Raw genomic sequence first — 23,351 nt, 5'->3', positions numbered from 1 at the left:
TATGCTTTGGTTTTCGATCTTGATCTTGCCTGTTTTGGGTGTTGCGGTTTTCCCGTTTGTTCGCGAAGCTCTGCGCCCAGATGTGGCGCAGGTCCGGGCGAAAACCAACCGTCCTGGACAATTGTCTGCGCTGCCTTCGGGTAAGACTTGGTATAACTGGGATGGCCCGGCTGACGGTCCGGTGGCAGTTTGTGTTCATGGCCTTTCCACCCCTTCTTTTGTCTGGGGGGCGGCGGTTGAAGCACTGACCGATCAGGGTTTTCGCGTCTTGACTTATGATCTGTATGGGCGGGGCCTGTCTGATCGGGCATCGGGCGAACAAAGCGTTGATTTTCATCTACGCCAGCTCAATGAACTTTTGACGGACCAGAAAGTTGCCGATGGGTTTACCCTGCTTGGCTATTCCATGGGGGGCGCGATAGTCACCTGTTTTGCCGCCCGTTTCCCTGGGCGCCTGAAACAGGCTGTCATCATCGCCCCGGCGGGGCTAGGCCATGATCTTGGCGGAACCAGCGCCTATGTTACAAAACACCCAGGTTTCATCGCGAATTGGCTGATGCAGACCCGCGGAGCGGCCGAACTGCGCGAAGGTATCAGATCTGAGGCGGCCGGCTTTATATCTGCCGTGCCAGACATCTGGGATCTTCAGGCCGAAGAACTGACTGTCAAAGGCTATATCCCAGCGATCACCTCAAGCCTGCAATATTTCCTACGTGGTGATCTGCGCGCGGAACATGAAACCATCCGCGAGGCTGGCCTGCCGCTTTTGGCGATCTGGGGGGAAAGCGATACGGTGATCCCGATTGAATGCCGTGACACACTTGTCGGAATTAATCCACATGCCACCCAAGTCACGATCCCAGATGCGCCCCATGGTCTGACATATACGCATCCGGGTGATCTAGGCGCGGCATTGAAATCTTTGACTGTTTGATTTCATCTTGCCTTAAATACTCCCGCCGGAGGCACCCGCTTTGACCGCAGGTCTCTCCAGTGGTTTTTCCCGCACAGGCAGGTGCACAATGGCTGAGAACGCGCCAATAGCCACCCCAAGCCACCAGACCTGGGAATAACTGCCATAGGCGTCATACATGCGCCCCCCCAGCCAGACGCCCAGAAAACTGCCCAATTGATGGCTGAAGAAGACGATACCATACAGCGTGCCCATATAGCGCAGCCCATAAATGTGGGCGACAAGGCCAGAAGTTAGGGGCACAGTGGCCAGCCAGAGAGATCCCATCGCAAGGGAAAAGAGAATGACGCTGGTGGGGGTGATTGGCATCATAATGAACAGGGCCGCCACAATTGTACGTCCAGTGTAGATACCTGCCAGCAGGTATTTCTTGCTCCAGCGTTTGCCGGCCCAGCCTGCCAGCAATGTGCCCGCGATGTTGGCTGCGCCAATCAGGGAAATCGCGACCGCACCCAGGGCTGAAGTGGTGCCAATTCCCACGGATGACAGCAATCCATCCGGTGCGATGGGGCCACAAAGTTCGCGCACAAAAGCCGGAAAATGCGCGGTGATAAAGGCCAGCTGATAGCCGCAGGAAAAGAAGCCAAGAAAGATCAGCGTATAGCTGGGATCTTTAAACGCCTTGATCAGGATCGCGCCCATGCTTTCTTCCAGCTCTGTTTTGCTGGCGACAACAGGCGAACGCATCAACGGCAGACAGACCAGGACCGCGATCATCACGCCGGCGAAAACCAAAAATACCGACTGCCATGTCATGAACCCCAGAAGATACTGCGCGGTTGGTGCACCGATAACCTGTCCTGCGGACCCCGCAGCAGTGACGATGGCAAGGGACATGGATCGGTTTTCATCGGAGCTTGCGCGGCCCACCACGGCGAGGATCACGCCAAATCCTGTGCCCGCGATCCCAAAGCCGACGAGAATTTCAAAAAACTGGTGCTGCGAAGGTGTGACGGCGAAAGAGGACAACACAAGACCCGCAGCATAGATCAGAGCCCCCATCAGAATGGCTTTGCGGTCACCGATTTTTTCGGCAATTGCACCAAAGATTGGCTGACCAATGCCCCAGGCGAGGTTCTGGATCGCAATGGCAAGGGAAAATTCCGCCCGCGCCCAGCCAAACTCATCCGCAATGGGGATCTGGAAGACACCAAAGGATGCCCGCACCGCAAAGCTGAGCAGTATAAAGATACAGCCACCGATCAGAACCGGGGTCATCATTGAATTGCGTGTGGATGTCATTGGAAAGCCCCTGTTGCGTCTGGTGACCCTGCCTTTGCCTCTGGCTGAGGTCAAATTGATTATCGTGATGACGTTACATCACCTTTCCTGATGCCACGGGCTGCGCTATGTGGGGAACATGGAAACACTTAGTGATATTTATCGTACGAAAGTTGCAAAGGGTGAGCTGACATCTGATGCAGCGCAACTGTCGATCCTGCCTGCCCTTGAACGGATTTCGCAGGCGCTGATGGCGCCAGAACCGAAACGCGGCTTTTTTCGTAAGGCGGCCCCTGTTGATGTGCCGAAAGGTCTGTATCTGTGGGGCGGTGTCGGGCGTGGAAAATCGATGTTGATGGATATGTTTGTCGATCACCTAGATATCCCTGGTAAACGCCGGGTGCATTTCCATGCGTTCATGCAAGAGGTGCACGCCGCCCTACATGAAGCGCGTAAAACCGGTGTGGATGATGCGATTGCACCTGTGGCTGCGGATATTGCCAAAGGCCTGAAAGTGCTGGCTTTTGATGAAATGCAAATCACAGATATTACCGATGCAATGATTGTCGGCCGCCTATTTGATAAGCTGCATGAGGCGGGCGTTGCCATTGTCACAACGTCAAATCGCGTGCCGGATGACTTGTATAAAAATGGGCTGAATCGGAACCTATTTCTGCCTTTTATTGAATTGATCAAAACCCGTCTGGAAGTGGTCGAGATTATTTCCGAGAATGACTATCGTCAAAACCGTCTGAAGGGCGAACAGGTGTGGTTTTCGCCGGTTACTGCCGAAACACGCGTGACAATGGATACAATCTGGCACGATCTGACGGGTGGAAAATCGGAACAATTGATCCTGACTGTGAAAGGGCGCGAGGTCGAGATCCCGGGCTTTCACAACGGCGTTGCCCGCGCATCCTTCTTTGATCTCTGCGGTAAGTTTCTGGGCGCGGGTGATTATCTGGAATTGGCGCAGAATGCGCGTGTTCTGCTGCTTGATGAGGTCCCACGGCTTGGTCGGACCAATTTCAATGAGGCAAAGCGATTTGTCACCCTTGTGGATGCACTTTATGAAGCCAAAGTTCGCCTGATCGCTTCTGCCGCAGCAGAACCTGAGATGCTATATGTCGAAGGTGAAGGCAGTTTCGAGTTCGAACGCACCGCCTCCCGCCTGCGTGAAATGCAGGATGAAAGCTGGGGCGAGGAATAGAAAACGCGGGCTGATTGGCCCACATTTATTCTTGGCATTCCTCAGGAAAATACTCACAGGATGCGGGTGTGTCGCCAACCCTGATTGCAGTCAACATTGACATACTCATAAAGGGATCCGCGCTTACTTCAAAGTTACTCAAGCTAAGTTGAACAAAGCCATCCTCAACTGGAGTTGTAACCCAACCTCCGGCTCTTCTTGCAGTGACGCTTGCCTCTCCCCTTCCCCTGTAACGAGAGTTCGCGAAAACCTGCGCGTTCCAATCTGATACATTGTGGTCCAATGGTTTCGAAAGCTCCAGAACGGAACAATACCTATGTTCGCTCATGTCCATGTCTGTGATGATCCATTTTCCATCAAAAGGTACCCAGATGGCCTGCGGGATTTCGGAAAAATTAAGATTTTGTGCCAATTGTTTCACTTCATCATCTGTAAAACGGTAAAGGCCCGTGCGAGGCACTGGCGTGTCTTGTAGAACCTGTTCAATACAATATGTCTGAAAGCCATCAAACATTGACATCTGCTGTGCCTGCGTAGGCGTCGCCGTCTGAAGAAGTATTGTCATAAATGCTGTGGGCAGAAAAAACTTCATAGGTCCAAATTCCTTTGCGATTTCAGGATATAGCTATCATGTGTTGAAATATCAGTAACGCTCTCAGCAGCAGGTCCACGCAGTTTCCTTCTCGGTAGCGTTCGCAGGCGGAACAGTGCTCTGTTGGAGTACAAGGCAATCTACCTCTGTGCCGTGATCAGTTTCGCTGCCAGACCCACAAAGACCAGACCAGCAACGCGATTGATCCAGATCTGCGCGGAAGGGCGGGCTTTCAGCCAGTCTCCAAGCGATCCTGCGCCAATGGCCACGCTGCCGAAGACCAAGATCGTGGAAAGCGCCATGACCGCGCCAAGGATCATCAGTTGCGGGATCAGCGGGCCGAATTCCGGGCGGGCGAATTGCGGCAGGAAGGCTAGGAAGAAGATCGCGACTTTCGGGTTGGTGATGTTCATGATCAGCCCGCGCAGATAGAGCGATTTCAGGCTGGTCTCTGCCCGTTCGCCCTCAATCGCGGTGCTGCCCGCGCGGAAGGCTTTGTAAGCAAGGTATAGCAAATATCCCGCACCCGCGAATTTCAGCAGGGTGAAGGCGATCTCAGATGTTTGAAAAATCGCCGCCACGCCCAGGGCCACGGCGGTTGTGTGAAACAGCAGGCCGGTGCAGAGGCCCAGGGTCACAAACAACCCGGCCACACGCCCGTTCATCGCGGATTGCGTCAGCACAAAGACGTTGTCCGGCCCAGGCGCGAGGGCCAGCATGACGGATGCGCCGAAAAATAGCGTCAGGGTTTCAAAGGGGATCATGTTTCATTTCTCCGCAGGACTTCGCCCGCCAGATAAAGCGAACCACAGATAAGTATACGCGCAGTTGGGTCGGTTTCTGCAAGCTTTTTCAGCGCGCTGTCCACATCTTCTGCGGTGTCAGTTTTCATTCCGGCCGCGGCTGCGAAACGAGCGGTTTCTTCCGCGGGCAATGTGTTTGGCTCGCCGGGAATGGACACGGCTGTCAGGCTGTCTGCGACTTTCGCCAGAGGCCCCATATAACCAGAGGCATCTTTGGTGTTTAGCATGCCGCAGATCAGATGCAGCGGGCGTTTCGGCAGATTGCCCAGATGTTTTGCAAGGGCGTCGGCGGCGGCGGGATTGTGGCCTCCATCCAGCCAAAGCTCGGCCTTGGGTACACGGGCCTGAAATGTGCCCTCACTCAGGCGCTGCATACGGGCGGGCCAGGTGACGTTGTTCATCGCGGCTTCGTAAGCAGCCTCAGCCACGTTCAGATGACGCAGGGCGGCAAGGGCGGCACCGGCATTTTCAATCTGATGTGCACCAGGCAACGCGGGCAGAGGCAGATCCAGCAGACCGGTTTCATCCTGATAAATCAGACGCCCGCGTTCCTCAGACACATGCCAATGTTGACCGTGGGCGATCATCGGCGTGCCAAGGCGTGCGGCGGTGGCTTCGATCACATCCATGGCCTCTTCCTGCTGGGGGCCAACCACCACAGGCACGCCGCGCTTGATGATCCCGGCTTTTTCGCCTGCAATCTTGGTCAGCGTGTCGCCTAGGAATTGTTCATGGTCGATGGAAATCGGGGTGATCACCGACAGTTCCGGCGTGATCACATTGGTTGCATCCAGACGCCCGCCAAGGCCGACCTCAAGCAAGGTGTAATCGGCCTTGTTACGGGCAAAAGACAACAGGCCTGCAACAGTGGTGATCTCAAAATAGGTGATGCTTTCACCACCATTGGCATTGTAGCATTCATCCAGCATTTCCGTCAGATGTTCTTCGGAAATCAGCTGGCCCGCTAGGCGGATACGTTCATGAAACCGGGCAAGATGCGGCGATGTATAAGCATGCACAGATTTGCCAGCGCCTTCCAGTCCAGCACGGATCATGGCCTGGGTTGACCCTTTGCCATTGGTGCCCGCGATATGGATGACCGGGGGCAGTTTTTCCTGCGGATTATCGAGCGCCGCTAGCAGACGCCAGACACGATCCAGTGTCAGGTCAATGATTTTCGGGTGCAGCGCCATCATGCGCTCAAGGATAAGATCGGATGTCTGGGCCATAGTCACACCTGTGTTTGCGGATTTGTCGCTCTGTGCACCAGACTGGCAGAAAAGGGAAGGTTCATGTCGTTTGTATCAGCCGTCTTGCTGGTCAGAAGCGACAGTTACTGTTGTCGGAACTCTGCAAGCCTGGCTTGGAACATTTGACGAAACATCTCTGCAAAAGCCTTGGTGGCGGCAGATCGATACGGCGCAGGGGGAAACACTGAATACACCCCGCCACGGGGCAGATCCCAGTCGGGTAGAAGACGAATGAGGCTGCCTTCGCGAAGCTCGTCCAACACATAGAAATCTGGCAGTATCGCAAACCCGGCACCCGAGACGGCAATGTTCTTGATCACGGGGGTTACGTCGGCAGAAATGCTGGCCTTTAGCGAGACTTTGGTGGTGCTTTCGGCCGATTTGACAAGGGTCCAATCGCAGGGGGTCGCCAAGGCCCGATGTTCAATGAAAGGCAGTTCATGCAGTGAATTGGGGGTGGTGGGCGTCGAATGTGCAGCCAACAGCGCCGGGGCTGCGACGATGTATTGTTGGAACTCTGCCAGCTTGCGCGCGATATTTCCTGAATCCTCAAGCCAGCCCGCGCGATAGGCAATGTCAAAGCGGGCGTCAACGGGATCCAATTTTTGATCACTGATGGTCAGGTCAATTGTCACGGCTGGATAGGCTTGACGAAATGCTGCGATCGCCGGGCCTACGTAATCTTTTCCAAGATCAAGGGGGGCTGTGATCCGTAATGTACCCGACGGGGTATCGTGCCCTTGCTGCACAATTTGGCAGGCCGCTTCTGCTTGTTGTATGGCGGCACGGGCGGATTGGAAAAACTGTTCGCCTGTTTCCGTTAGTTTCAGATGGCGCGAATTGCGGATGATCAATGTTGCGCCCAATTCGGCTTCTAGCAATTGCAATTGTTTGCTGACCACGGCTTTGCTGATGCGCAATCTTTCCGCGGCGGCGGTGATTGTGCCGGCTTCCGCGATGGTCACGAAATATTCGAGACGATTTAGATTTATCCGGTCCATAGTGTCATCTTTTCACTGACGATATGTCTTAATCTTGTGTCTTTAGGTGACAATCACACATTCCTAAGTTCTGTTCAAGAACACGCCACACTTCTGTGGTTCAATGAAAGGGAAAATCCAATGAAAAATTCAACGAAAAATCTGGTCTCAATCATTGCCTTCATGGGATTCGCCGGTGCGGCCCACGCTGCTGATCTGTCGATCACGGCATTTTACCCGAATGAGGGCAGCCTGTTTCCGGTGGCGTCCAGCCTGATCGAAGGCGACACGGAAATCATGCTCGTGGATGCGCAATTTGAACGTGATGATGCAAACCAGCTGGTCGAGATGATCCGTGCCTCTGGCAAAACCCTGACCACGGTCTATATCAGTCACAAGGATCCCGACTTTTATTTCGGTGTTGATGCCATTCACGCAGCGTTCCCGGACGCCCGGATCATTGCCACACCATCCACCGTTAAGGGTATTGAGGCGACCATTCAGTTGAAAAATGATTTTTGGGGGCCGATCCTTGGGGATAATGCCCCGCAGGATCTGATTGTGCCGGAAGTCTTTGAAGGCGACAGCCTGACTGTGGATGGCGAGAGTGTGCAGATCATTGGTCTTGATGGCCATGATCCGGTGCACACATTCCTATGGGTGCCGGGTGAAGAAACCGTTCTGGGCGGTGTGCCGCTGTACGAGAACCAGCACGTCTGGATGTCAGACACACAGACGCCTGAAAGCCGCGATGACTGGCGCGCGACGCTGAATCAGATCGAAGCCCTGAACCCGAAACGCATCATCGCGGGCCATTCCGTTGGCGACAGCGCGGAAGACACCAGCATCGTTGATTTCACCCGCAGCTATGTTGTGGCGTTTGAGGCAGCGGCAGCAGAAGCGGCGAACTCTGAGGAACTGGTTGCGGCCATGCAGGCGTCATACCCAGATTTCGCGGTGAACAGTTCCCTGGAAATCGGCGCGGCAGTGATCATGGGCGAACGGTCCTGGCCGTAAACGAAAAGACCCGAGCGAAGGCCCGGGTCTGAAACTTTGGAAAAGCGGCGGGATTACTCTGCCGCTTTTTCTTCGGACGTTTCCGTAGAGATTTCTTCTGCTGCAGGCTTTGGCAGATCGCCTTTGATTGCCGGGCCAAGACCCATCAGCATGCGGGTGATTGTGATCAACTCATCTCGCATATCTTTGCGGTGTGTCACGCGGTCCAACATACCATGATCCAGCAGATATTCTGAACGCTGGAAACCCTCGGGCAGTTTTTCGCGGATGGTTTGTTCGATCACGCGCACACCTGCAAAGCCGATCAGTGCGTTTGGTTCTGCGATCTGAACGTCCCCAAGCATCGCGTAAGATGCGGTAACACCACCGGTGGTGGGGTGGGTCAGGACAACGATATAAGGCAACTTTGCTTCGCGCAGCATTTCAACGGCGATGGTTGTGCGTGGCATCTGCATCAGGGACAGGATACCTTCCTGCATGCGTGCGCCACCAGCGGCAGAGAACAGAACGAACGGGCGTTTCAGTTTCACAGCACGTTCGGCACCGGCCAGAATGGCGTTGCCGACATACATGCCCATGGATCCCCCCATGAACGAGAAATCCTGACAGGCGGCAACAATCGGGGTGCGCCCAATTTCACCTTCTGCCACCAACATCGCTTCGTGTTCGCCGGTTTTCTTGCGCGCGGCTTTCATGCGATCAGGGTATTTCTGCTGATCTTTAAACTGCAGTGGGTCAGCAGTGACGGCAGGCACTTCGATTTCTGCAAAGACGCCACCGTCAAACAGTGCCGTGAAACGTTCACGTGGTGTGATCGCCATGTGGTGGTCACATTCAGAACAGACGTTCAGATTCTCGGCCATTTCGCGGTGAAACAGCATCGTGCCGCATTCTTTGCATTTGATCCACAGATTGTCCGGTGTTTCACGACGGGAAAACAACGAGTTAATCGTTGGACGAACGTAGTTTGAAATCCAGTTCATAGGGTCTCTCTGTCTGATCTTGCTCTGCCATACCGGCGGTTTGTCATGAAATACGCTGTCGTAAGAGAAATTGCAATCAGCGCCGCAATACAAGCCGCACCATAAGCCAGTTACACAGCACAAAAAGGAAGTCTGTCAGCAGCATTGGGTTCTGTTCCAGCATTTCTTCGCTGGTCCAGGGCAGGTGAAACAGCGCAAATCCGCTTAGGTTATCGGGGAAGGCCGCGAAAACCAGCGGATACAGGTTGTTCACAAAATGCAGGGCAATGGCGGCGGATAAGGTTCCACTGCGCGCGACGAGATCCGCAGCGCAAAGACCAAACATAAACGCCCAAAGAACAGGCCAAATCGCACCATTCCCCCAGGTGTCGGGATCATAATGTAAAAGACCGAAAATAGCGGAGGGGATCAACATCCAGACCAGAGGGCTGTTAAACCGGGCGGCAAGTTGGCTTTGGAAATAACCGCGAAAGACCAGTTCTTCGGCACTGGTTTGAACCAGAACGGCCAGGGCTGCAACCGGCAGAAGCATCAATCAGTTGCTGAAATTCAACTGTGGGTTCGACTGTAAAAGACCAAGGTTCCAAGGGGGCAAAAGTTCCAGCGCGATGGCAAGCAGGATAAGCGTCAAGGTGACCACAAGAAATACACGCTTTTCAACCTGCCAATGCGCAAACAAAGTGGTCCACCGGCGTTTGTGCAAGATTTCAGTGACCAGAAAGACAGGCAGTCCCATGAAAATGAACGAAAACAGCATAACGCCGGTCCAGAAAGGAGTGTCGACCACATCAAAGGTTGCGGTCAGTTCTGCCGTGGACATCTGCATGACCTGCATGAGGGAGCTGACCGTATAAAGAACCCCGACATAATAGATCACGGTTCCCAAAATAAGGCCGATAATCAGGCGCCAAATCTGGGCCTTGGGCCGGGCAGGGGCCAGCAGAGTTTCATAATATGGGTAATGCATTGCGGACCTGTATATTTTGCACAAACAGTGCCCTGTTCCAGTGTGAGTTGCAATCTGTATCACCTGACTGGGACTGGCAGAGGTTAATGCACTTGTCTCTGGCAGGGCTGAAGCGTATTTGCACGCCGATATATTTGGAACGCAGTGGTTGTTGGGGGCCTGAAATTTGTTTTTTCCGCTATGGGGTAAAAAGGCCGGGTTGGTTCCGGTGCTTGGACTGATTTTCGGGTTGTCTGCATGTATGACAGTGCCGTCAGTTGAACAGGGTTCCGGGCGTGTGGCACTGTTTGATGGCGCAATCAGCCTGTCCGCCCCTTCCGGGTATTGCCTTGATACGGCAAGTTCTCAAACGGACGCGCGGACACCTGTTCTGATATTCGCAAGCTGCCAAGGGCTTGGTTTTGATGCTGCAAAGTCCCCTGCTGTGCGCGGCATTCTGACGGCGACTGTGATGCCAAAAGAGGCCGAGAGCGTACATGATCTGACATCAATGGATGACTTTTTCCGTTCAGATCGGGGAGGTCGTTTGATTGCGCGCCGAATGAGTAACCCGGTTGAAATACATGATAGTGGCAGCGCCCGTTCAGGATATTACTGGCTTCTGGCAGAAGAAACACAGAACACGGATCCGGGTTTAAGTTCCTGGATTTGGTTGGGAATGACGACAATTTCCGGGCATACTGCCGCATTAAAGTTCTACCCGGCATCAGGTTTTGAGGGCGATGAGGCCGCGTCGGAGCAGGTATTTCACCAGTTTATGCGGCGTAACACCAGAAAGTGAACATTGTACGAAAAATTACACCTAAAGCCAGGTTGCATTTTACGGACAATTTGGGCAAAACTAGATACAGGGTCCAGCCGGAATAATTATAAACAGGCTGATTTGTCAAAAATAAAAATGCGATGCTGATTTCTGGTCGAAAATCAAACATAAGATGGTCGTTCCAGAATTCTGCGCATACGCAACAGGCAGATTTAAAAGCGGGTGTGATCTTAGAACATGTCAACTAAACCATCGAGTAGCATCATGAGCTTTTTGTTATCTGTTTTTCGGCCATCACGCCGAAAACCACCTGCACCGGTCCTGGCGGTCCCGGCGCAACCCGTAATTATCCCCGGTACACCATTTGGCACAGACTGGATGTGGCGGCCTGATCTCTGGGCTGGCACGATAGAACCTGATGTATTTGACAAATGTGAAACCGGGCAGCGCATCGGAACCTGCGCATCTGTCTTCCACGATTGTGCACAGCGCGATCTTAAGGTTTCGCAGGTTGGTAATTCGTCAAATAAACCAGTGTCCCCCTTCGCAGTTCAGTTTGAAGTCGGTGATTTTTCTGGCAGCTTCCTGTCTTTGGCCTTGGATTTACCAGATACTGCGGTCCGTGATATGCAAAAACGACATCTGTTCCGTCTGGAAGCAGATGTTGAATGCGACGCCGGTATCTCAATCTATGCCCGTCTGAATATCAAACATGGCCCGAACACCGAAAAGGTTCTGCAGCATGTGCCAGCAGGCAGCGGCACGATCAGTGCGGAATTTGATCTGGCCTATACACAGCTGAACGTGAAGCGTGTTGAAAAGATTTGGCTTGATCTGATCTTTGAAGACCCTTCCGGTAAGACGTTTACCCTGCAAAATGCACGGATGATCCATCGACCGCGTTCTGAACTGTAAGGGCCTGTTTTAGGCATATTCCAATTGCTGACATCCCCGCGGGCGTGACGTTAACGTTTAGGTTAACGCCGCGTCCGGGGTGACAGGGCGTTCGTTTCGGCGCAGATTGCCCTGAACGACAAAGGAAACGCCAATGACCAGCTATCCGCGCCTGCTTGCCCCTCTTGATCTCGGCTTTACGACACTGAAAAATCGTGTGTTGATGGGATCAATGCATACCAATCTGGAAGAACGGGGTGACTGGAATAGGGTGGCTGAATTCTATGCGGCCCGGGCGCGGGGTGGTGCCGGGCTGATTGTGACCGGTGGCATGGCTCCAAATGCTGAAGGCGGCGTATTTCCTGGTGCCGGTGGGCTGTTTTCTGACAAAGACATCGCAAACCATCGTGGTGTCACGGACCGCGTGCATGGCGAAGGCGGCAAAATTGTCATGCAAATTCTGCATGCCGGACGTTATGCATACAGTCCCGAATGTGTGGCACCCTCGCCTGTTAAATCCCCAATTTCTCCGTTCCCTCCAAAGGAACTAGATGCGGTTGGGATCGAGAAACAGATTGCGGATATCGTGACCTCTGCCTGCCGCGCGCGTGATGCGGGTTATGATGGTGTAGAGATCATGGGCTCAGAAGGATACTTCTTGAACCAGTTTCTGGTCACGCACACCAACAAACGAGAAGATGAATGGGGGGGAAGCCCTGAAAAACGCATGCGTTTGCCCATTGAGGTGGTGAAACGGGTGCGCGAAGCTGTGGGCACTGATTTTATTCTGATTTATCGCCTTTCGATGATCGATCTGATCCCGAATGGGCAGACGTGGGAAGAAGTGGTGACCCTTGCAAAGGCCGTGGAGGCCGCAGGGGCGACGATCATCAACACAGGCATTGGCTGGCACGAGGCGCGGATTCCAACAATTGCCACATCTGTGCCGCGCCGCGCTTTTTCCTGGGTGACAAAAAAGCTGATGGGTGAAGTATCCATCCCGGTGATCACATCGAACCGGATCAATACGCCAGAGGTGGGTGAGGAGGTTCTCTCTGATGGGTGCGCGGATATGATTTCGATGGCGCGACCTTTCCTTGCGGATCCAGATTTTGTTAATAAAGCGGCTGAGGGGCGTGGGGCTGAAATTGCGCCCTGTATTGCCTGCAATCAAGCCTGCCTAGATCATACTTTCGCGGGCAAACTGACCACTTGTCTTGTGAACCCGTTGGCCTGTCATGAAACCGAGATTGAGATCACACCGACGAAAAACCCGAAAAACATCGCGATTGTCGGGGCTGGCCCTGCGGGTGTGATGACAGCCATCACAGCGGCTGAACGCGGACATCAAGTGACGCTATATGACCGGGCCGGGCAGGTTGGCGGACAGTTGAATATGGCAAAACAAGTTCCGGGCAAGGAAGAGTTTCACGGCCTGGTGGCCTGGTTTGAAACCATGTTGTCAAAAGCTGGCGTAGATTTACGTCTGAATACAGATGTTGTTGCACAGGATCTTGATGGGGCGGATGAGGTGATTATCGCCACGGGCGTTACCCCACGCGATCCTCAGATCCCGGGGCAGGACGGGCCAAATGTTGTGAACTACATTGATGTGCTGCGTGACAGGGCCGCGGTGGGCAAACGTGTGGCTGTTGTTGGTGCTGGCGGGATAGGGTTTGACGTGTCCGAATTTTTGGTGACAGTGGATAGCCCGGCTGAAGATCTGGAAGCGTGGAAAGCGGAGTGGGGTGTGGGGGATCCTTCGGATACACGCGGTGGTTTGCATCCAGAAGGGGCCCAACCAGATGCGCCAGAGCGAGAGGTAACCCTGTTGCAGCGCAAGGCGGAAAAACCGGGGCGGCGCCTTGGGAAAACCACCGGCTGGATTCATCGTGCAACGTTGAAGATGAAGGGTGTGAAAATGGTAGGCGGTGTGAACTATGAACGTATCGACGCCGACGGGTTGCACGTTTCTGATGGTGAAGCGCGGGAAAACCCGCGGCTGATTGCAGTGGATACAATCGTATTATGTGCGGGACAGCTTCCTGAGCGCAGCCTGGCGGACGCGCTTGAGGCAAAGGGTAAATCCTGCCATGTCATTGGTGGCGCGGACGTCGCTTCAGAGCTTGATGCGAAGCGGGCAATTAACCAAGGGGTTCGCCTTGCTGTCGGATTATGAAGAGATGTGTGGTGTTATTGTGGGGGCTCGTGTTGAATTTTAAGGAAAATTTTCGACACCGTTAACATAATATCACGGTAATGTCCGGCGCTTGACCCATTCCTGCCCGAATTCATCGCATAGAATATGCCTTGGGGTAAAGCTTAGGCAGGTAAATGGACAGACTAACTGAAATGGAAGCTTTTGCTATGGTCGTTGACCAGGGCGGCTTCACCGACGCAGCCCGAAAAATGGGAATTTCCAAATCTGCGGTCTCGAAACATGTTTCGTCACTTGAGGCCCGGTTGGGCGCGCGTCTTTTGAACCGAACCACAAGGCGTGTGTCCCCTACTGAGATTGGCCTGATCTATTATGACCGCGCCCGGCGGGTTCTGAATGATGCCAGTGAAGCGGATTCAATCGTGACTTCGATGCAATCTGCGCCAGCGGGACAACTACAGATTTCAGTGGCGACAGATTTCGGCGTGAATCATTTGTCCCCAATAATTGGCAAGTTTCTTCGCCAGTACCCAGATATCAACGTGAATATGGAACTGAATAATCGGTATGTTGAACTGATCAGCGAAGGGTTTGACCTTGCGGTGCGGATCGGTGAACAGGATGATAGTTCCCTGCGGGTGCGCAAACTGGCTGAAACAAACCTGTGTATGGTGGGCGCGCCGGACTATTTTAAGCAATATGGGCAGCCGGCCAGGATAGATGACCTGAATGACCATAAACTGTTACACTATGCTGGCGATTCTTCCGCTGCAGTCTGGCAGCTGACGGCACCAACCGGGGAAAAGCGACAGGTCCGGACGTCGGGCTGGCTGTCGGTGAATGACGGGCAATCTTTGCTGAATGCGGCGATTTCGGGCCTTGGTATCGCTTGGTTGCCAAGTTTTCTATATGCTGATGCGATGGAAAAGGGGCTGGTGGTTAAAGCAATCCCAGCTGTTCCCTGTGAAACTCAGGGCATCTATGTTGTCTATCCCCCGGGTCGGTTCACCCAACCCAAGGTTCGCGCCTTTATTGATTTCTTGGCAGAGGCTTTTGTGCGGAACGGTCCTGACCACTGGTAAGGGCTATTCGGTGGATGTCAGAGTAACCTCAACCCGTCGATTTGCTTCCCGACCTGCATCCGTCAAATTGCTGGCACGCGGTGCAAGATATCCGACCCCTTCCGCCGCGACCTGAGAGGCACTGACGCCAAGTTCCTGCGTCAAATATTGCATGACAGAACGGGCCCGGCGTTTTGACAATGCGATGTTGGCGTCAAGGCTGCCCACGGCATCGGTATGCCCAACAAGCGTGACCTGACGTGCGGGGTTTTGTTTCAGGTAGTCAGCAAGAGCACCCAATGTTGAAATGCCGGATTGGGCCAGTTCTGCACCGCCGCTGCGAAATTGCACGGCTTCCAGAACAGCGTGGCCGACCGTTTCCAGCGACTGGCCAAGATCTGATGAGATGACAGGCGATATAATCGGGGCGACTGTGCCAGCCTCGCCTGACGAAATCGCAATTGATCCCGCCGCGCCCAACTGGTTGATCTGAACGAAACCTGTATCGTTGGTGCGGCTGATCATGATTGTTAGGGCTTCGCTGGTGCCTGCGTCTGAGGTGCGTCTGGCAGATAGAAATCGGAAATCATTCAGGTCGATATGCATCCCGGGTTCCGGAAATACATCCGCAGCGAAACGAAAATCAAAGCCACCACAGGCATCGGTTTCACATTCATAGACAAGGGAAAATTCTTCGTTTTCGAGTTGTCGTCGCAGAGGGTCCAATATCTGAAGGCTGGTCAGTTCAGAACTGGGCAATCGCCAAGCCTGTTTGCTGACCCCGCCTTCAAGGGCAATTGCTGGTATTCCCCCATCAACCCACGCACCAGTCACCAGGTTGAAACTGGACAAATCCGATGTTTCACTGGCGCTTAGCTGTGCTGGTAGTGGAAACTTAGGGGTAAATGCATGGCCTGCCATAGGAAACAGGCCAGCAGCACATATGAGCAGACGTTTAGGAATTGATTTCATCGATGGCTCGCGTGGTATTCCTTATTCGGGCGCATTTTGGTGCCCGAAGCAATCCGGTTGGTCATATTGTAAAATCCGGCAACCGAAGCGATATCCCAGATATCCCGTTCACTGAAGCCCACATCACGTAGTTTCTGGCGGTCGGTTTCAACCACTTCAGAACTGGATTTTGTCAGTTTCTCGGAAAACTCCAGCATCGCCCACTGACGTTCCGGTAGATCCAGCACCCGCCAGTTCATTACCAGCGCTTCGCCCAGTTGTGGATCGCCGGATAGTTCACGCACAGCAGCACCATGGGCAACAAGGCAGTAGTGGCATTTGTTGATCGAGGACACACAAACCGCGATCATCTCACGTTCCAGTTTGCTCAGCCCGGAATCCGCCAGCATCATATCGTTGTACAGTGCAGCGAAGGCGTTCAGCTTGTCGATGTCAAAGGCGTAGGCCTGCAGCACATTTGGGATCAGGCCCAGTTTATCCTGACAGATATCGAAATACTTTGCGGTCGCTTCGGGCAACGGGTCGACCATGGGCAGATCCAGGGCGGTTACGGGTTTGTCTGTCATGATGTGGCCTTACTTGGATTTCACGCGATAATGGTACTGTCCCACAGAACGCATGTTCAGGGAAGAATAGAGCGCATTTGCCCCCTGGTTTTCCTGTGTCACAATCACAGAAAAATACTTTGCCCCGTGATGTTTTGCCCAGGTGGCCGCTTTGCGCAGGGCACGTCCTGCACTGCCGTTGCGGCGTTGGGAAGGCGTGATTTCAAGGGCGTGCAACATCGCAATGTCGTTGTGGATCGCGATGTAAGCAACACCGGCGGGCCTGTCATTTGTGCGGGCGAAAATACTGGTCTTGGGTTCACAGCCACGGCGCATCACATCAATCCGCGCAGGGCCAATTCCGCCCTCAAGCCAAAGCTCTTCCATAATGCCAACAGGTGGCCATACGGTGAAGGCAGACATGCGCGGGGCATCTTCTTGTGCAATTTCATCAATATCAGCTAGCCAGAGAGTGACAGGATCTTTGATCGCATACCCCCGGGCATCAAGTGCCCGATCAAGCGCGTCTTCGCCTTCGCGGATCATGAAAAGTGGCGTTTGGCTTAGGGTTTCCATTTTTCCCTCAGCCTCTGAAATATCGGGAACTTCACCAGGGTTTACAGCCGTTGCTGCAGAGACCCGCTGCCCGCCACCCGCGCCGTCACGTATAAACCATCCTTTCGGCGTGCATTCCCGTGCGGCGGGCGGCCAAGTTTCTTCGCAGACATCATAAAGGGCATATACGTCGACTGTGGTCATAGAAGGTTCCCCGCAAATGTGTTGCGCAATACATCCATCACGGATTTTGCGGCGTCTGCATCGTTACCCCGGATCACGATGTTTGTGCCATAGCGCCCTTCATGGTGGAACGGGTAAGACCCGATAGACAGATCCGGGTTGTCTTCCGCCAGCTTGCCAAGAGGTGCTGCTATATCACCTTCACCTACAAGAAACCGCTGGCTTTCCGACAGCAATGGTGCACCGCCGGTCAGGCCGGGCATGACGCTGTCGACCATAGCGCGGAATACGGATGGCACACCTGCCATGACGTAACAGTTTTCCACTTGAAACCCCGGTGCGATAGACACTGGATTATCAATCAGCACCCCATGTTCTGGGATACGGGCCATGCGCAGGCGGGCTTCGTTCAGTTCTGATCCCTGGCGTTCATAATGCGCAGCCAGCAACGCGCGGGCGTCGTCTCGCACGTCAATGTTCTGGCCAAAGGCCTCTGCCACGCAATCCGCCGTAATGTCGTCATGGGTCGGACCGATGCCACCAGAGGTGAACAAATGGTCATAAGTTCCACTCAGCGCCTGAATGGCGCTGACAATTGCGGGCGCATCATCAGACACAACCCGCGCCTCTTTCAGGTCAACGCCTTTTTCTGTCAGAACTTGCGCCAGATGATGCATGTTTGCATCTCGGGTGCGCCCTGACAAAATCTCATCCCCAATAACAAGCATTGCAGCAGTAGGATTGGGCATAGCGTATTCCTTAAGAAACTTTTGCCCCGGTATACGTCCTGAAGCGCCGCAGAGAAAGTCCTCTGCGCAGGGAAACGGAAATTTACGTGACGATAATTTCAGCGGTGGCTTCGATTTCCAGCTGCGCTTCATCTTCGACAAGGCCCGCGACCACAACCATTGTCATAGCGGGAAAGTTGCGCCCAAGCACCTTACGGTAGGTTTCGCCTACTTCCCTTTGATGTGCTAGGTATTCTTTTTTATCAATAACATACCAGGTTAGTCGTGTGATGTCCGCAGCCGTGCCACCGGCGGTTTCAACAACGGCGAGGATATTTTCTAGGGCCTGCTGCATTTGTCCGATGAAGTCGTGTTTTTCAAAGATTTGCTGGGCATTCCAGCCGATTTGCCCACCGACATAAAGCGTGCCACTTTCTGTCAGAACCCCATTCGCATAGCCTTTTGCCGGGGCCCACCCTTCTGGCTGTATGATTGTGTTCGTCATTGATTTGTCTCCATCTCCGTCAGGATGCGTGCCCGCAGCGCATCAGGCCAGGCTTCTGATTTTCCCTGGTTGTTCACATATATGAGCGTCAGAGCGGCGATAAACCGCGCTTGACCCTCACATTCCGTTTCGATTTGTAACGCAAGGCTTGCGGTGCCAATGCGCTGGATTTCAAGAGTGATATTCAATATATCACCGAGCTTGGAAGGGGCAGTAAATCGGGTCTGAATATCGCCTGTTGGCACCGCGTTTTTCGGATGAATTTCCGCGAATGGATGTTCGAGAATATCCTCAAACCAGGCCTCAACCGTGTCATTGATCATCTCAAAGTAACGTGGATAAAACACGATGCCAGCCGGGTCGCAGTGTTTAAATTTGACCTTTTGCGTCCGAGTGTATGCCATGTCACACCCCCAGATACTGATCGGTCAGATCATGGGTTAAATCGGTCATCACACCATCCCAAACCGTGCGCCCTTTTTCAAGGATTACAGCCCGGTCTGCCACCTGACGCAGCTCTTTCAGGGTTTTGTCTACCACAAGAATAGCCATGCCAGTTTCTGACTTAAGTTTATGAATGGCTTGCCAAATTTCCTGCCGTACAACCGGGGCCAAGCCTTCGGTTGCCTCATCCAGGATCAGAAGGCGTGGATTCGTCATCAAAGCCCGTCCGATCGCCAGCATTTGCTGTTCGCCACCTGATAAGGTGCTGGCTGTTTGGGTGTGGCGCTCTGCAAGGCGCGGAAAGAACTGTCCGACGGTTTCCGTGGTCCAATGTCCCGGCCGTGCGGTTGCAATTAGGTTTTCACCGACGGTGAGGTTTGGAAAACAGCGCCGCCCTTCCGGCACAAGCCCGATGCCCAGACGCGCTGCTTTATGCGATGGCAGCTGCCCGAGATCTTGCCCCGCAAATTCAAGCAGCCCGTCACGATGTTTCAGCATACGGCAGATGGTTGCAATGGTGGTTGTCTTGCCCATCCCGTTGCGTCCCATCAGGGCGATGACCTCGCCCTCAGATATTGTCAGGTCAACGCCGAACAGCGCCTGGGATGCGCCATAGAATGTAGTCAGGTTTGCAGCTTTCAGAAGGGTCATGCGCTTTCCTCCTCATCGCCCAGATAGGCTTCGCGTACCATTGGGTTTGTGCGGATTTCATCGGCGATGCCTGTCGCGATAATGCGCCCGTACACCAGCACAGAAATCCGATCAGCCAGGGCAAATACTGCGTCCATATCATGTTCCACCAGCAGGATCGGGGCCTCTTGTTTCAACTCACGCAGGAAGGTGGTCAGACGTTCCGATCCCCCATGTCCCAGGCCCGCCATGGGTTCATCCATGAGGAAGGCTTTGGGTTTTTGTGTCAGGGCGATGGCGACTTCAAGCTGGCGGCGTTCTCCATGGGAGATCTCGCTAACACGATCGCCCGCGCGATGGTTCAGACCGACCCGTTCAAGGGCAGATCGTGCGACCTCCAGCAGGGCCTTATCTTTCATCACCGGTCGCCAGAAGCGTGACACACGCCCATCCGCGCCCAGTGCGCCAAACACCGCATTTTGCAATACGGTCATCTCCGGGGCGAGTTGTGAAATCTGGAAAGTGCGTCCCAGCCCAAGTCGCGCCCGCGCAGGGGCGGCGAAGGTTGTGATGTCCTGCCCGGCGAAATGCACAGATCCGCTGTCGGGTTTCAGACCACCTGCGATCTGGTTGATCAGGGTCGATTTGCCCGCACCATTGGGGCCGATCAATGCGTGGATTTCACCGGGTTTCAACGTCAGCGATATATCGTCTGATGCCTTCAGCGCACCAAAGCTTTTGGAAATGCCGCGAATATCGAGAATATCAGTCATGGGCGGCCTCCCGCTTGGCCAGAAGACCAATCACACCGCCCGGCGCAAACAGCACAACCATCAGCAAAAGCAGCCCCAGGAAGATCTGCCAGTAATCAGAAACGCCGCCCAGGAAATGTTCCAGCAGGATATAGATCGCCGCGCCGACAAGCGGGGCAAACAGGCGCCCGGTGCCGCCGAGGATCACAAAAATCATGATTTCACCGGATGTGTGCCAGGACAGCATGACCGGGCTGACGAAACGGTTCAGATCTGCGGATAATGCCCCTGCCAGACCGCAGATCATGCCGGATACCACAAAGGCGATCAGGCGGATTTTATAGGGCGTCAGGCCAACGGTGCGTGTGCGGGTCTCGTTCTGGCGGGTGGCCTGCAGGGCCATACCAAAACGGGAATTTTCCAGACGGGATGACAAGAAGATCACGGCAGTCAGGATCAGAAAACAAAGCGCAAAGAACTGGATCGGGACCAGTGTGTTCAAGCCGGGAAATTCATTGCGTACATAGATCGCAAGCCCGTCCTCGCCGCCATAAGCAGGCCAGGAGATTGCGAAAAAGTAAAGCATCTGACCGAAGGCAAGCGTAATCATGATGAAATAGGCCCCATTCGTGCGCAGACTGAGCGCGCCGATGGCCAGCGCAGCCAGGCCGGACATGATTATCGCGAGCAGCCAGATCACCGGCATGGATTTTGTGCCCTCTAACAGGAAGGGGTGTTCCAGGATCGGGGCATAGCTTTGGGCGTGGCTGGCGAGAATACCCATGGCATAGCCGCCGATGCCGAAAAACGCGGCGTGTCCCAGGGAAATCATCCCGCCAAGGCCAAGGGCGATGTTCAGTCCGACACCGGCCAGGGCCAGGACGCAGATTTTGGTGGCAAGGGTGATGGTGTAAATCTCGCCCATCTGCCAGGCGGCAAGGGGCACGATCAGTAGAAACAGCCAGATTGCGGCGTTCAGGTGGGTCTCGCGGATCATGATGCGCCTCCGAACAGGCCTTGTGGTTTGAAGATCAGAACCCCGGCCATGAGGATGTAAATCAGCATAGAGGCAAGGGCCGAACCGATGGTGGTTGCGCTGGCGTTTTCCATGAAGGTTGCGAAGAATTGGGGCAGCAGGAAACGGCCCATTGTGTCTGTCAGGCCCACCAGAAGTGCGCCGATCAGCGCCCCTTTGACGGAACCAATGCCGCCGATCACAATCACCACGAAAGCAAGGATCAGAACAGGTTCTCCCATGCCGATCTGAACGGATTGAATTGCGCCGACAAGTGCACCTGCAAAACCGGCAAGTGCTGCGCCCAGGGCGAAGACCACAGTATAAAGCCAGGCGATATCAACGCCCAGGGCTGCGATCATTTCGCGGTCGCTTTCACCGGCGCGGATGCGGATGCCCAGGCGCGTACGGGTGATCAGAAGGTACAGGCCAAGGGCAACCGCAAGGCCTGCGACAATGATCATCAGGCGATAGGCGGGGTACTGAATGCCAAAGGGCAGGCTTACCGGGCCGGAGAGTGCAGCGGGCACATCAAGGAACAGCGGGAAAGACCCGAAGATCCAGCGGGTGCCTTCCGAGAAAATTAGGATCAATGCAAATGTCGCCAGCACCTGATCAAGATGATCGCGGTGATACAGCCGCCGGATCACCAGCATTTCGACCAGCATACCTGCTGCCGCTGCGCCCGCAAGCGCCGCCATCAGGCCTAGGACAAAAGAGCCCGTGTAAGCCGCAACCGCCGCACATAGAAACCCGCCCACCATGTAAAGCGACCCATGGGCGAGATTGATCAGCCCCATGACCCCGAAGACCAGCGTCAGGCCCGCAGACATGAGAAAAAGCATCACCCCGAACTGCACACCGTTCAGCAGCTGTTCGGCAAAAAGTGCCAGTGACATAGAGAATTCCTGTTCGCGTTTGTATGCGCATGGCCGGGCAGCCTATGCCGCCCGGCCGGGTTTATTTAGTTCAGAGAACAATCCGCTGCATAGGCATCCGTATGGTTTTCAAGGCCGGTGCCGATGATGCGGTTTGTGTAAACGTCACCTTCTTTGATGACTTCGCGCACATAGATGTCTTGGATCGGGTGGTGGTTTGATCCGAATTCAAAATCGCCCCGCACAGATGCGAAATCGGCCGCTTGCAGTGCAGCACGGAAGGCATCCTGATCATCCACATCGGCAACATTCATCGCGGAAATAATCAGGTTCGCCGTGTCGTAACCCTGAGACGCATAAAGCGATGGCAGGCGGTCATATTCAGCCTGGAAGGCTTCAACAAAAGCAGCATTTGTGGCGTTGTCGATGTCTTTGTTCCACTGGCTGGTGTTCACAACGCCAAGGGCCGCGTCACCCACTGCCTGCAGAATGCCCTGATCAAAGGAAAACGCCGGGCCAACCACAGGCAGATCCACACCAGAGGCCGCATATTGTTTCAGGAAGGCAATGCCCATGCCGCCGGGCAGGAAGAAATAGACACTATCTGCACCAGACGCCCGGATCTGCGCGATTTCAGCGGCGTAATCTGTCTGGCCAAGTTGTGTGTAAAGCTCGCCTGCCAGCTCACCTTCATACATGCGTTTGTACCCAGTCAGCGCATCCTGGCCCGCAGGATAGTTTGGCGCAAGAATGAAGGAATTCGCATATTCGGCAGAGTTCGCATAAGCGCCCGCAGCTTCGTGCAGGTTGTCATTCTGCCAGGCCACATTGAAATAGTTTTCATGGCAACCACGACCCGCCAGCGCAGAAGGGCCAGCATTTGGTGACAGGTAGAATTTACCCTGTGCGGTGGCAGAAGGGACAACCGCCATGGCGAGGTTTGACCAGATGATGCCGGTCAGGATGTCCACGTCTTCCGACTGGATCATTTTATCGGCCAGTTGTACGGCGATGTCAGGTTTGCGCTGATCGTCTTCAATCACGACTTCCAGATCATCGCGCCCGGCCATCTCAACCGCCAGCATGAAGCCATCGCGCACATCAATGCCAAGGCCTGCACCGCCGCCCGAAAGCGTGGTGATCATGCCGACTTTGACTTCGGCGGTGGCCTGGGTCGCCAGCAGCATCGCGGCGGATGCCATCAGTGTTTTCATAATTTTCATGTCTTCCTCCCTTAATTTATGCCCGCAGTCTGGGCTTTCGCGTTCCTGT

At 54.2% G+C, this 23,351-nt stretch carries 26 protein-coding genes; 7 read left to right on the top strand and 19 right to left on the bottom strand.

Going from position 1 to position 23,351, the window contains the following annotated elements; translation table 11 throughout:
* Position 1: 1 nt before the first annotated feature.
* A complete protein-coding gene (locus ACPGUT_RS01380) occupies positions 2–934 on the top strand; it encodes an alpha/beta fold hydrolase (protein ID WP_423988449.1) in 933 nt (310 codons plus the stop codon).
* A gap of 12 nt (positions 935–946) precedes the next feature.
* On the opposite strand, the gene ACPGUT_RS01375 is transcribed toward ACPGUT_RS01380, so the two are convergent.
* On the bottom strand, positions 947–2,215 hold the full coding sequence (locus ACPGUT_RS01375) for an MFS transporter (protein WP_423988448.1): 1,269 nt from the start codon (positions 2,213–2,215) through the stop codon (positions 947–949).
* A gap of 118 nt (positions 2,216–2,333) precedes the next feature.
* Between ACPGUT_RS01375 and zapE the strand changes: the two genes are divergently transcribed.
* Positions 2,334–3,404 carry a cell division protein ZapE gene (gene zapE / locus ACPGUT_RS01370; RefSeq protein ID WP_423988447.1) on the top strand — a complete coding sequence of 357 codons (1,071 nt, stop codon included), beginning with the start codon at positions 2,334–2,336 and terminating at the stop codon, positions 3,402–3,404.
* A 25-nt stretch (positions 3,405–3,429) separates the two neighbouring features.
* Here zapE and ACPGUT_RS01365 read toward each other — a convergent pair whose 3' ends face one another.
* From ACPGUT_RS01365 to ACPGUT_RS01350, 4 genes are all read right to left on the bottom strand, one after another.
* Positions 3,430–3,996 carry a hypothetical protein gene (locus tag ACPGUT_RS01365; RefSeq protein ID WP_423988446.1) on the bottom strand — a complete coding sequence of 189 codons (567 nt, stop codon included), beginning with the start codon at positions 3,994–3,996 and terminating at the stop codon, positions 3,430–3,432.
* 140 nt (positions 3,997–4,136) lie between these two features.
* Positions 4,137–4,760 (bottom strand): LysE family translocator, encoded by a 624-nt coding sequence (locus tag ACPGUT_RS01360; RefSeq protein WP_423988445.1) that lies wholly within the window; start codon positions 4,758–4,760, stop codon positions 4,137–4,139.
* On the bottom strand, positions 4,757–6,028 hold the full coding sequence (locus ACPGUT_RS01355) for a bifunctional folylpolyglutamate synthase/dihydrofolate synthase (RefSeq protein WP_423988444.1): 1,272 nt from the start codon (positions 6,026–6,028) through the stop codon (positions 4,757–4,759). The genes ACPGUT_RS01360 and ACPGUT_RS01355 overlap by 4 nt, the downstream gene beginning before the upstream one ends.
* Before the next feature lie 104 nt (positions 6,029–6,132).
* A complete protein-coding gene (locus ACPGUT_RS01350; RefSeq protein WP_423988443.1) occupies positions 6,133–7,050 on the bottom strand; it encodes a LysR family transcriptional regulator in 918 nt (305 codons plus the stop codon).
* Positions 7,051–7,170: 120 nt separating this feature from the next.
* Between ACPGUT_RS01350 and ACPGUT_RS01345 the strand changes: the two genes are divergently transcribed.
* Positions 7,171–8,046 carry an MBL fold metallo-hydrolase gene (locus tag ACPGUT_RS01345; RefSeq protein ID WP_423988442.1) on the top strand — a complete coding sequence of 292 codons (876 nt, stop codon included), beginning with the start codon at positions 7,171–7,173 and terminating at the stop codon, positions 8,044–8,046.
* 53 nt (positions 8,047–8,099) lie between these two features.
* Here ACPGUT_RS01345 and accD read toward each other — a convergent pair whose 3' ends face one another.
* The 3 genes from accD to ACPGUT_RS01330 all read right to left on the bottom strand — a co-directional run bounded on the left by accD (position 8,100) and on the right by ACPGUT_RS01330 (position 9,996).
* Entirely contained in the window at positions 8,100–9,029 is a 930-nt protein-coding gene (gene accD / locus ACPGUT_RS01340; protein ID WP_423988441.1) for an acetyl-CoA carboxylase, carboxyltransferase subunit beta, read from the bottom strand.
* Between the two features lie 76 nt (positions 9,030–9,105).
* Positions 9,106–9,561: a lysostaphin resistance A-like protein gene (locus tag ACPGUT_RS01335; protein WP_423988440.1), complete on the bottom strand. Its 456-nt coding sequence runs from the start codon at positions 9,559–9,561 to the stop codon at positions 9,106–9,108.
* A gap of 3 nt (positions 9,562–9,564) precedes the next feature.
* The gene (locus ACPGUT_RS01330; protein WP_423988439.1) at positions 9,565–9,996 is read right to left on the bottom strand and encodes a hypothetical protein; all 432 of its coding nucleotides are present in this window, start codon (positions 9,994–9,996) and stop codon (positions 9,565–9,567) included.
* A 241-nt stretch (positions 9,997–10,237) separates the two neighbouring features.
* Between ACPGUT_RS01330 and ACPGUT_RS01325 the strand changes: the two genes are divergently transcribed.
* From ACPGUT_RS01325 to ACPGUT_RS01310, 4 genes are all read left to right on the top strand, one after another.
* Positions 10,238–10,777 (top strand): hypothetical protein, encoded by a 540-nt coding sequence (locus ACPGUT_RS01325; protein ID WP_423988438.1) that lies wholly within the window; start codon positions 10,238–10,240, stop codon positions 10,775–10,777.
* A gap of 246 nt (positions 10,778–11,023) precedes the next feature.
* Positions 11,024–11,674, top strand: coding sequence for a DUF6478 family protein (locus ACPGUT_RS01320; RefSeq protein ID WP_423988437.1), 651 nt, complete (start codon positions 11,024–11,026; stop codon positions 11,672–11,674).
* Positions 11,675–11,807: 133 nt separating this feature from the next.
* On the top strand, positions 11,808–13,832 hold the full coding sequence (locus ACPGUT_RS01315; RefSeq protein ID WP_423988436.1) for an FAD-dependent oxidoreductase: 2,025 nt from the start codon (positions 11,808–11,810) through the stop codon (positions 13,830–13,832).
* A 155-nt stretch (positions 13,833–13,987) separates the two neighbouring features.
* Complete coding sequence (locus ACPGUT_RS01310) at positions 13,988–14,893, top strand: LysR family transcriptional regulator (protein WP_423988435.1); 906 nt, start codon at positions 13,988–13,990, stop codon at positions 14,891–14,893.
* A gap of 3 nt (positions 14,894–14,896) precedes the next feature.
* Here the strand turns inward: ACPGUT_RS01310 and ACPGUT_RS01305 are convergent, their stop codons facing one another.
* The 11 genes from ACPGUT_RS01305 to ACPGUT_RS01255 form a co-directional block, all read right to left on the bottom strand.
* Positions 14,897–15,844 (bottom strand): OmpA family protein, encoded by a 948-nt coding sequence (locus ACPGUT_RS01305; protein ID WP_423988434.1) that lies wholly within the window; start codon positions 15,842–15,844, stop codon positions 14,897–14,899.
* Positions 15,841–16,410 carry a peroxidase-related enzyme gene (locus ACPGUT_RS01300; RefSeq protein ID WP_423988433.1) on the bottom strand — a complete coding sequence of 190 codons (570 nt, stop codon included), beginning with the start codon at positions 16,408–16,410 and terminating at the stop codon, positions 15,841–15,843. The genes ACPGUT_RS01305 and ACPGUT_RS01300 overlap by 4 nt, the downstream gene beginning before the upstream one ends.
* 9 nt (positions 16,411–16,419) lie before the next feature.
* On the bottom strand, positions 16,420–17,148 hold the full coding sequence (locus ACPGUT_RS01295; protein ID WP_423988432.1) for a GNAT family N-acetyltransferase: 729 nt from the start codon (positions 17,146–17,148) through the stop codon (positions 16,420–16,422).
* Complete coding sequence (locus tag ACPGUT_RS01290; protein ID WP_423988431.1) at positions 17,145–17,876, bottom strand: competence/damage-inducible protein A; 732 nt, start codon at positions 17,874–17,876, stop codon at positions 17,145–17,147. The genes ACPGUT_RS01295 and ACPGUT_RS01290 overlap by 4 nt, the downstream gene beginning before the upstream one ends.
* Before the next feature lie 82 nt (positions 17,877–17,958).
* A complete protein-coding gene (locus ACPGUT_RS01285) occupies positions 17,959–18,360 on the bottom strand; it encodes a RidA family protein (RefSeq protein WP_423988430.1) in 402 nt (133 codons plus the stop codon).
* Positions 18,357–18,764: an acyl-CoA thioesterase gene (locus ACPGUT_RS01280; RefSeq protein ID WP_423988429.1), complete on the bottom strand. Its 408-nt coding sequence runs from the start codon at positions 18,762–18,764 to the stop codon at positions 18,357–18,359. Before ACPGUT_RS01280 ends, ACPGUT_RS01285 begins: the two co-directional genes overlap by 4 nt.
* A 1-nt stretch (position 18,765) precedes the next feature.
* Positions 18,766–19,455: an ABC transporter ATP-binding protein gene (locus ACPGUT_RS01275; RefSeq protein WP_423988428.1), complete on the bottom strand. Its 690-nt coding sequence runs from the start codon at positions 19,453–19,455 to the stop codon at positions 18,766–18,768.
* On the bottom strand, positions 19,452–20,207 hold the full coding sequence (locus tag ACPGUT_RS01270) for an ABC transporter ATP-binding protein (protein ID WP_423988427.1): 756 nt from the start codon (positions 20,205–20,207) through the stop codon (positions 19,452–19,454). The genes ACPGUT_RS01275 and ACPGUT_RS01270 overlap by 4 nt, the downstream gene beginning before the upstream one ends.
* Positions 20,200–21,183: a branched-chain amino acid ABC transporter permease gene (locus ACPGUT_RS01265; RefSeq protein WP_423988426.1), complete on the bottom strand. Its 984-nt coding sequence runs from the start codon at positions 21,181–21,183 to the stop codon at positions 20,200–20,202. The genes ACPGUT_RS01270 and ACPGUT_RS01265 overlap by 8 nt, the downstream gene beginning before the upstream one ends.
* A complete protein-coding gene (locus ACPGUT_RS01260; RefSeq protein ID WP_423988425.1) occupies positions 21,180–22,100 on the bottom strand; it encodes a branched-chain amino acid ABC transporter permease in 921 nt (306 codons plus the stop codon). The genes ACPGUT_RS01265 and ACPGUT_RS01260 overlap by 4 nt, the downstream gene beginning before the upstream one ends.
* Before the next feature lie 65 nt (positions 22,101–22,165).
* Entirely contained in the window at positions 22,166–23,302 is a 1,137-nt protein-coding gene (locus ACPGUT_RS01255) for an ABC transporter substrate-binding protein (RefSeq protein WP_423988424.1), read from the bottom strand.
* Positions 23,303–23,351 lie beyond the last annotated feature (49 nt).

This window comes from Halocynthiibacter sp. (assembly GCF_049608145.1).
In the GTDB taxonomy this organism is placed as follows: Bacteria; Pseudomonadota; Alphaproteobacteria; order Rhodobacterales; family Rhodobacteraceae; genus Halocynthiibacter.
This window is presented reverse-complemented; position numbering and strand designations above follow the sequence as displayed.

What these genes read in the sequence shown, in the direction of transcription:
- ACPGUT_RS01380 (WP_423988449.1), top strand. Translation starts at nt 2, where the DNA reads ATGCTTTGGTTTTCGATCTTGATCTTGCCTGTTTTGGGTGTTGCGGTT.
- ACPGUT_RS01375 (WP_423988448.1), bottom strand. Translation starts at nt 2,215, where the DNA reads ATGACATCCACACGCAATTCAATGATGACCCCGGTTCTGATCGGTGGC.
- zapE (WP_423988447.1), top strand. Translation starts at nt 2,334, where the DNA reads ATGGAAACACTTAGTGATATTTATCGTACGAAAGTTGCAAAGGGTGAG.
- ACPGUT_RS01365 (WP_423988446.1), bottom strand. Translation starts at nt 3,996, where the DNA reads ATGAAGTTTTTTCTGCCCACAGCATTTATGACAATACTTCTTCAGACG.
- ACPGUT_RS01360 (WP_423988445.1), bottom strand. Translation starts at nt 4,760, where the DNA reads ATGATCCCCTTTGAAACCCTGACGCTATTTTTCGGCGCATCCGTCATG.
- ACPGUT_RS01355 (WP_423988444.1), bottom strand. Translation starts at nt 6,028, where the DNA reads ATGGCCCAGACATCCGATCTTATCCTTGAGCGCATGATGGCGCTGCAC.
- ACPGUT_RS01350 (WP_423988443.1), bottom strand. Translation starts at nt 7,050, where the DNA reads ATGGACCGGATAAATCTAAATCGTCTCGAATATTTCGTGACCATCGCG.
- ACPGUT_RS01345 (WP_423988442.1), top strand. Translation starts at nt 7,171, where the DNA reads ATGAAAAATTCAACGAAAAATCTGGTCTCAATCATTGCCTTCATGGGA.
- accD (WP_423988441.1), bottom strand. Translation starts at nt 9,029, where the DNA reads ATGAACTGGATTTCAAACTACGTTCGTCCAACGATTAACTCGTTGTTT.
- ACPGUT_RS01335 (WP_423988440.1), bottom strand. Translation starts at nt 9,561, where the DNA reads ATGCTTCTGCCGGTTGCAGCCCTGGCCGTTCTGGTTCAAACCAGTGCC.
- ACPGUT_RS01330 (WP_423988439.1), bottom strand. Translation starts at nt 9,996, where the DNA reads ATGCATTACCCATATTATGAAACTCTGCTGGCCCCTGCCCGGCCCAAG.
- ACPGUT_RS01325 (WP_423988438.1), top strand. Translation starts at nt 10,238, where the DNA reads ATGACAGTGCCGTCAGTTGAACAGGGTTCCGGGCGTGTGGCACTGTTT.
- ACPGUT_RS01320 (WP_423988437.1), top strand. Translation starts at nt 11,024, where the DNA reads ATGAGCTTTTTGTTATCTGTTTTTCGGCCATCACGCCGAAAACCACCT.
- ACPGUT_RS01315 (WP_423988436.1), top strand. Translation starts at nt 11,808, where the DNA reads ATGACCAGCTATCCGCGCCTGCTTGCCCCTCTTGATCTCGGCTTTACG.
- ACPGUT_RS01310 (WP_423988435.1), top strand. Translation starts at nt 13,988, where the DNA reads ATGGACAGACTAACTGAAATGGAAGCTTTTGCTATGGTCGTTGACCAG.
- ACPGUT_RS01305 (WP_423988434.1), bottom strand. Translation starts at nt 15,844, where the DNA reads ATGAAATCAATTCCTAAACGTCTGCTCATATGTGCTGCTGGCCTGTTT.
- ACPGUT_RS01300 (WP_423988433.1), bottom strand. Translation starts at nt 16,410, where the DNA reads ATGACAGACAAACCCGTAACCGCCCTGGATCTGCCCATGGTCGACCCG.
- ACPGUT_RS01295 (WP_423988432.1), bottom strand. Translation starts at nt 17,148, where the DNA reads ATGACCACAGTCGACGTATATGCCCTTTATGATGTCTGCGAAGAAACT.
- ACPGUT_RS01290 (WP_423988431.1), bottom strand. Translation starts at nt 17,876, where the DNA reads ATGCCCAATCCTACTGCTGCAATGCTTGTTATTGGGGATGAGATTTTG.
- ACPGUT_RS01285 (WP_423988430.1), bottom strand. Translation starts at nt 18,360, where the DNA reads ATGACGAACACAATCATACAGCCAGAAGGGTGGGCCCCGGCAAAAGGC.
- ACPGUT_RS01280 (WP_423988429.1), bottom strand. Translation starts at nt 18,764, where the DNA reads ATGGCATACACTCGGACGCAAAAGGTCAAATTTAAACACTGCGACCCG.
- ACPGUT_RS01275 (WP_423988428.1), bottom strand. Translation starts at nt 19,455, where the DNA reads ATGACCCTTCTGAAAGCTGCAAACCTGACTACATTCTATGGCGCATCC.
- ACPGUT_RS01270 (WP_423988427.1), bottom strand. Translation starts at nt 20,207, where the DNA reads ATGACTGATATTCTCGATATTCGCGGCATTTCCAAAAGCTTTGGTGCG.
- ACPGUT_RS01265 (WP_423988426.1), bottom strand. Translation starts at nt 21,183, where the DNA reads ATGATCCGCGAGACCCACCTGAACGCCGCAATCTGGCTGTTTCTACTG.
- ACPGUT_RS01260 (WP_423988425.1), bottom strand. Translation starts at nt 22,100, where the DNA reads ATGTCACTGGCACTTTTTGCCGAACAGCTGCTGAACGGTGTGCAGTTC.
- ACPGUT_RS01255 (WP_423988424.1), bottom strand. Translation starts at nt 23,302, where the DNA reads ATGAAAATTATGAAAACACTGATGGCATCCGCCGCGATGCTGCTGGCG.